The organism is Coleofasciculus sp. LEGE 07092 (assembly GCF_015207375.1).
In the GTDB taxonomy this organism is placed as follows: Bacteria; Cyanobacteriota; Cyanobacteriia; order Cyanobacteriales; family Coleofasciculaceae; genus LEGE-07092.
Window position 1 is genome coordinate 1 of the sequence record NZ_JADEWY010000267.1, and the last position, 2,146, is coordinate 2,146.

2 protein-coding genes are annotated in these 2,146 nt (G+C 48.9%); both read right to left on the reverse strand.

Translation table 11 applies throughout. The annotated features are described in order from the left end of the window. Positions 1 to 52 precede the first annotated feature (52 nt). Positions 53 to 1,639, reverse strand: a complete 1,587-nt coding sequence (locus IQ257_RS29390) for a glucose-6-phosphate isomerase (protein ID WP_193933501.1) — start codon at positions 1,637 to 1,639, stop codon at positions 53 to 55. Positions 1,640 to 1,685: 46 nt separating this feature from the next. Further along, complete coding sequence (locus IQ257_RS29395; RefSeq protein ID WP_193882723.1) at positions 1,686 to 1,943, reverse strand: cytotoxic translational repressor of toxin-antitoxin stability system; 258 nt, start codon at positions 1,941 to 1,943, stop codon at positions 1,686 to 1,688. Positions 1,944 to 2,146 lie beyond the last annotated feature (203 nt).

The following is a 2,146-nucleotide window of genomic DNA, read 5'->3' on the forward strand; positions in this document are numbered from 1 at the left end:
GAGTTCGTCGGCAGCGTCAGATGTGTATGAGAGACAGCCTGCTCCCTTCCAGTTATCGAGCCGAAACGATCAAACTGCTGGGTTGCCCCAGATTGCCCTCTAAGATAACGTCTCGCTGATTAGCGTGGAGGTGGCGTAGAATTTTATAAATGGCTTCCACCTGGTCAGATGCCCCAGCTTTCTGAGCTAATTTTGATAGAGACATCGGTGTTCCTTCTTCGTGCAATACCTGAATCACTTTTTTCTGCAAATCCAGAATAGCGGCGGCTGCTTTCTTGCCAGCTTCTACCCCAGGTTGATGATAGGCGTTGATATTGACTAGAGATGCATAAAGTCCCACAGCGCGTTCATACAGTGCAATCAAGGCTCCTACTGTCTGAGAATTGACTTGGGGAATCGTGATTGTAATCGAATCGCGCTGATTCTCGTAGAGTGCTTTTCGAGTTCCCTGTAGCAAACCTGATAGATAGTCGCCCGAAGTCACTCCCGGTTCGACTGCTGGGGATTTGCCTTGTCGGTCTTGCAAAACTTCAATGAAAGTAATAAAGAAATTGGGAACGCCTTCTCGCAACTGCTGGACGTAGGCGTGTTGGTCGGTGCTACCTTTGTTTCCGTAAACAGCAATCCCTTGATAAACGGTATTGCCCTCTAAATCTTTTTCTTTACCCAAAGATTCCATGACCAACTGTTGCAGGTAACGAGAAAACAGCAGCAGACTATCTTTGTAGGGCAGCACGACCATATCTTTTTCGCCCTTACCGTTACAAGCATAGTACCAGGAGAGGGCAAGCAAAGCCGCAGGGTTTTCTTCCAGTTGGTGTTTACGGGTGGCAGCGTCCATCTCCTTCGCACCGGCTAACATCTGGCGGATGTCAATCCCTTGCAAGGCGGCTGGCAGAAGTCCCACGGCTGACAGTTCTGAAGTCCGTCCTCCCACCCAGTCAAACATGGGAAATGTTGCCAGCCAACCTTCAGATTTAGCGAGTTTATCTAGATTGCTATCTTTACCAGTGATGGCAACAGCATGGGGGGCAAAGTCCAGCTTCTGGGACTCGTAGGCTTTTTTTACCTCAATCATGCCGTTGCGGGTTTCTGGCGTTCCCCCCGACTTAGAGATAACCAGTACAAGAGTACTAAAAAGGCGGTCTTGTAGTTTGACAAGGGTTGCATCAATACCAGCCGGATCGATATTGTCGATAAAGTGAATGGCTAGGGGAGGGAAATTCGGCGCTAGGGCGTCAGCAACAAACTCAGGTCCTAAGGCTGAACCGCCAATACCGATAGACAGAATATCAGTAAATTTGGAGGTTCCAGGGGGATGAATGCCACCCTTATGAACTTTGGCAGTAAAGGTTTCAATCTGTTCTAGGGTGCTGGTGATATCCTGTTGGAGTTCAGGCGTGGGTGCTAAGTTAGAGTCTCTTAACCAATAATGACCGACCATACGGTCTTCATCGGGGTTGGCAATTGCACCTCCCTCTAAGGCATCCATATCCGCAAACGCCTCCTCAAACTTCGGTCGCATCGCCCCAACAAAGGCATCGTCAAATCCCATGCGGCTGATGTCAAGGAAGAAGTTCAACCCTTCGTGATAGTAAAGCCAGTCTTGATAACGTTGCCAGAGTGCAGGGGCATCCATAAGTAGTTCTCGAATTCCTATTTTTACATCACAAGTTTATCCCCACTCAAAGGTAGGGCTTCGGCAGCACTCGCACAAATTTTACGATATGTCCGGTTACTTCAATCCCAACCATGTAGTTATCGATGGTAAACCGATAAAAGAGGGCATCCGAGCCGATTGGGTGGAGTTCTGGCAGGTCTTGAATCCCTTGGATTTGCAGGCACTTCTCAAAGACGACTTCGCAAATCTGCTGATAGGCGGCAGATTCTAAGCTTTTGAGGTCGCGTAAAAAGGATCGGGCATAGCGCACTTCTACGCTCACGGGGCAGACTTTGTCTCCAAAATTATCAATTTTAATGCAGCACGGCAAAAATAACGGATTAGTTCAGGGTTCATGGGACAAGGGGACAAGGAGATAGAAAACCCGAATTTTCCAACACAACTCACTCCCCTTACCCCCCTCACCGTGTCCTCTTCTTCTACCCAGCTCCTCTGCTCCCCAGCTCCCCAGCTCCCCAGCTCCTC